This window comes from Succinivibrio sp., from assembly GCF_045124615.1.
Classification (GTDB): domain Bacteria; phylum Pseudomonadota; class Gammaproteobacteria; order Enterobacterales; family Succinivibrionaceae; genus Succinivibrio; species Succinivibrio faecicola.
This window is the reverse complement of record NZ_JBGVMC010000213.1, coordinates 1-4,203: the sequence shown is the minus strand read 5'-3', so window position 1 is coordinate 4,203 and position 4,203 is coordinate 1. Positions and strand designations below refer to the sequence as shown.

Annotated in this window: 6 protein-coding genes; 4 read left to right on the top strand and 2 right to left on the bottom strand. The window is 35.3% G+C overall.

What is annotated here, in order from left to right:
• Positions 1-226 (top strand): methionine adenosyltransferase domain-containing protein (locus ACJML3_RS05655; RefSeq protein ID WP_406021377.1); only part of this gene is annotated, 226 nt, incomplete at its 5' end.
• Positions 227-320: 94 nt separating this feature from the next.
• Here the strand turns inward: ACJML3_RS05655 and ACJML3_RS05650 are convergent.
• Positions 321-1,163: a DUF5718 family protein gene (locus ACJML3_RS05650; RefSeq protein ID WP_406021375.1), complete on the bottom strand. Its 843-nt coding sequence runs from the start codon at positions 1,161-1,163 to the stop codon at positions 321-323.
• Between the two features lie 147 nt (positions 1,164-1,310).
• On the opposite strand from ACJML3_RS05650, the gene ACJML3_RS05645 reads away from it, so the two are divergent.
• From ACJML3_RS05645 to queF, 3 genes are read left to right on the top strand one after another with little or no spacing between them, the layout of a single operon-like run.
• Positions 1,311-2,021, top strand: coding sequence for an endonuclease (locus ACJML3_RS05645; protein WP_406021373.1), 711 nt, complete (start codon positions 1,311-1,313; stop codon positions 2,019-2,021).
• Positions 2,022-2,035: 14 nt separating this feature from the next.
• Positions 2,036-2,764, top strand: a complete 729-nt coding sequence (locus ACJML3_RS05640) for a 16S rRNA (uracil(1498)-N(3))-methyltransferase (RefSeq protein WP_406021371.1) — start codon at positions 2,036-2,038, stop codon at positions 2,762-2,764.
• Complete coding sequence (gene queF, locus ACJML3_RS05635) at positions 2,765-3,589, top strand: NADPH-dependent 7-cyano-7-deazaguanine reductase QueF (RefSeq protein WP_406021369.1); 825 nt, start codon at positions 2,765-2,767, stop codon at positions 3,587-3,589.
• Positions 3,590-3,635: 46 nt separating this feature from the next.
• On the opposite strand, the gene ACJML3_RS05630 is transcribed toward queF, so the two are convergent.
• Positions 3,636-4,203 (bottom strand): PD-(D/E)XK nuclease domain-containing protein (locus tag ACJML3_RS05630; protein ID WP_406021367.1); only part of this gene is annotated, 568 nt, incomplete at its 5' end.

The window sequence follows — 4,203 nt, the reverse complement described above, 5'->3', positions numbered from 1 at the left end:
TGTTTCTGTATCAGTAAATACCTTCGGTACAGGCAAGTACGATGACAACAAGATTGCTCAAATCGTTCCTGAAGTATTTGATTTAAGACCATTTGGTCTTATCCGTCAGCTTGATCTGTTAAGACCAATCTACCAGAAGACTGCATCATACGGTCACTTCGGCCGTCCAAGCTTCAGCTGGGAACAGACCAACAAGGTAGATGATCTGCTACAGGCTATCAAGTAATAAAAAAAATATTCATCAAGAAAAATGCCACTGTAAAAAACTGCAGTGGCATTATTTTTTATCTGTTGAAAGCGTTTTTATATCAAAACACTCTTTATAGGACTACAAGCTGAGATAGAACGCTTACATCCTTGTCATTCAGAGAATTATTCTCTACGCCTTTTACAATATCCTCTTTTGAGTACTTATCCTCAGGATATACGACAACTACTGACTTATCGCCGTTTGCAAGGAAATTGTGCTCACCAAATTCTGTATATCTTGTAGCACCAATTGAAACCATGATAAGTTCAGGTTTGCCAGCTTCATTTATATAGTCATTGATTCTCTCAGCAGGGCCCTCGTTTTGCTGGTTGTTTAGCTTATCTATTAGCCATTCAACCAATTTTGCATAAACATAGCTGTAATCTCTTACAGCAGAGTCCTCTCCATAGGCAATAACCTTAGAATCTCTTACCATGAAGCTTGCAATGCGGTATCTGTTTAAAATTCCACTCTCATCAAAAGAATCAATCGCAATCAGATTATCAGATAAGCCTTTTGATGATTTACCCCAGTTCTTCTTAATACTGATCTTCTTAGCACCTTCCTTTCTGATTGAACAGTCATTAGATGCACCGAATAAAACCGGCTTTAATGACTTTACCTGTGAACCTTCATAGGTTACCTCACAGATAATTGCACACTCAGGTTCAATCTGAAGCTTAGTCTCACCCTCTGGGAAAATTATTTTCTGTGAATCAAATGGAAAAACATTTAAAAATTCAGGAATGCTCTTGCCTGCTTTTGGCATGAATGTTGGGAATACTGCCTTAGGGGCCTTAGCTTCAGCAGTTTTTACATTGGTAAAATCAACTGCCTCACCTGCCTGCTCGAGGTGTCCGGTAAAATTACCTGCTACGCCAAATGTAGCCATTTTGCTCAAATCAATAGACATTTGCACTCCAAAAAGAAATACCTAAAAAATTGTATATTCAACTTATCTGATTATAGCATACAGCCAGTTATCATGCTTTTTGCAAAATTATAAAATGATCATGTCTTTGTGTTAGAATCTTTTTTTGAATTTATAAGGTTTAAAAAGATGATAAAAAAGCTATCTGTTTTAATTCTATCTATAAGCGTACTCTTTACTTGTGCAATGAGTGAACCACTCTCTTTTAGAGAAGCTAAAACTCATATGCCAGGAATATTCAGTAAGCTTACAAAGGCAAAAACAATCTACTGCGGCTGCAATATTATTTTTTATGAAAACGGATATAAACCAGATCTTGAATCATGTGGATATAAAATAAGATCCAATAGCCAAAGAGCCAACAGAATTGAAGCTGAACATATGATGCCAGCCTATACATTCGGTAAAAAAAGGCAATGCTGGCAGGAAGGCGGCAGAAAAAACTGTTCAGAAAATGATCCTGAATTTATAAAAATGGAAGGAGATCTGCACAACCTGTATCCTTCAATTGGTGAGGTAAATGGCGATAGAAGCAACTACAGATTTGTAGAAAAGCTTAAAGGAAAATCACCTTACGGTAAATGCTCAGTTGTTATAAATACTAAAAAACAGGTAGCCTCAATTCCAAACAGAGCTAAAGGTATTGTTGCAAGAGCATATCTTTATATGTCGAGTACCTACAAGATACCGTTGTCTTCTGAAGAGATAAATATGTTCAGATACTGGAACAAAAAATACAAAGTTACAAAGAACGAATGCATAAGAAATAAGCTTATAAAGGAAATTCAAGGAAACGATAATCCTTTTGTAAAGGCTCAGTGCAAGAGATTTAAACTATAAAAAACAGGATAGCTATGCGTGATGTAAGGATCTGCCAGTTTAGAGCAAATTTAAACCTGAATGACACATTCACTCTTGATGATGACGGCTTTGGCCATCTTATAAGAGTATTAAGATTCAAACAGGGCGATAACTTTATCGTATTTGACGGATTAGCAAATGAGTACAAAGCAACATTAGAAGAGGTATCTTCTAAAAAGGCTTCTTTTAAATGTACAGAAAAGATTGACAGAAATGTCGAAAGTCCACTTCTTGTTGAACTAGGTCAGGTCATAAGCCGTGGTGACAAGATGGAATTTACAATACAGAAAGCTACTGAACTTGGAATCCACTCTATTACACCACTGTACTCATCAAGATGCGGTGTGAAACTTGACAGAAAGCGTGAAGAAAAGAAAGTTGAACAGTGGCAGAAGATTGCTATTGCAGCATGCGAACAGTCAGGAAGAAATGTTGTGCCTGTTGTTAATGATATTACCTTTATTGATGACTGGTACAAGCAAGGTAAGAATGCTCTGTCATTGACTCTTGATCCTAAGGCTGACAAAAAGCTTACTGAAATTGAACCAAAGCAGAATGTAAGACTGCTTATAGGACCTGAAGGCGGACTTTCATCTGAAGAAATAGATAATGCTGCAAAATCAGGTTTTCAGGGGGTAACCTTAGGCCCTAGAATATTAAGAACAGAGACAGCAGCATTAGCAGCACTTTCAATATTAGGTTGTACCTTTGGAGATTTATAAATGGAAATGACAAACCTCGTTCTTGGAAAAAGCACAACCTATGATTGTGAGTATGCACCTTCAAGACTTCAAAGGATAAAACGAGAACTTGGAAGATCACAGATTAAAAACTATACAGAATCTGAAGGTTACGATCTTTGGAGACTGTACGAGATAACCTATCTTGATCTGAATTCTCTTCCAAAAGTTTGCGTAGGTAAGATCATAGTTCCAAAGAACAGTGAATATATTGTCGAGTCAAAGTCATTAAAACTATATATTTTCTCTTTGACCATGACAAAATTCAAATCACTTGAACAGGTAGAATCTGTTATAAAAAGAGATCTGAGTGAACTTCTTGAATGCGATGTAAAAGTCTCACTTATGACTTTAAACGATAATGATTTTGGTATATCAAAGATTGATGGTATTGAACTTGAAAGTGCTATTGATCTGAAAAATTTCTCTCAAAACTCTTTTACCTATTCAACAGATATGCTCAAAGCAAAATCAGATAAGGTAATCTCAATAAACTGTCATACAAATCTTTTCCGTTCGCTTTGTCCTGTAACAGCACAGCCAGATCATGCAACAATGTTTATTGAATATGAGGGAAAAGAGATAAGTTATGAATCTTTGCTATCCTACCTTATCTCACTTAGAAATCATCAGGGGTTTCATGAGCAGTGCGTTGAACTGATATACAGCGATATTATGACAATGTTAAAGCCAAAAAAGCTATGTGTTCATGCAAGTTTTACAAGACGTGGTGGTATTGACATAAATCCATTTAGAACAAATCAAGCAATAGATTCATATAAAAATGTAAGAACTGTTAGACAGTAAAACATACACTATTAAGGTGCAGCATTGCACCTTAATATCTTCACTTTTACTTTATTTTTTTACCTGCAATATAGCACTGCTTGTTATAGAAACTGATGCCAATGCCATAAATTTCATTTATAAAAGGATTAGTTGTATAACTTTTTGCATATCCTTTATCTTCTATCTGTTTTATAGCATGATTTGCATCTTCTATAACAGATTCGATTTTAGAAGATGCTTTAATCTCTAGAATAACTGCTTTATCACCTGTTTTATTCACAAACATTAAATCAGCATAACCATCACCTGATTCACTGTTTGATTTAAAGTCAGTTATGAAGTTAGAACAGTTTGTAAATACTCCTGATAAGAATCCATGATAGAAGTTCTCAGGTTTTGACTTTGTTGCAAAGTCTCTTATTGATACGTAGCTGTTTAAAAGACTATCTATATGCTTTTTTGCAACTGTGAAATCACCTTCAAACAGAGCATTTGCTATAAGCTTTGCCTTATTCTCTCCTTGATTTACTATAGTATCAAAGTGCTCTTTTATGTTCTTTATAAAACACTTACGGATTTCTCTGTTTGGGATCTTAAGTGAGTAGACTGTCTTATCTTCTCCAGAAATATTA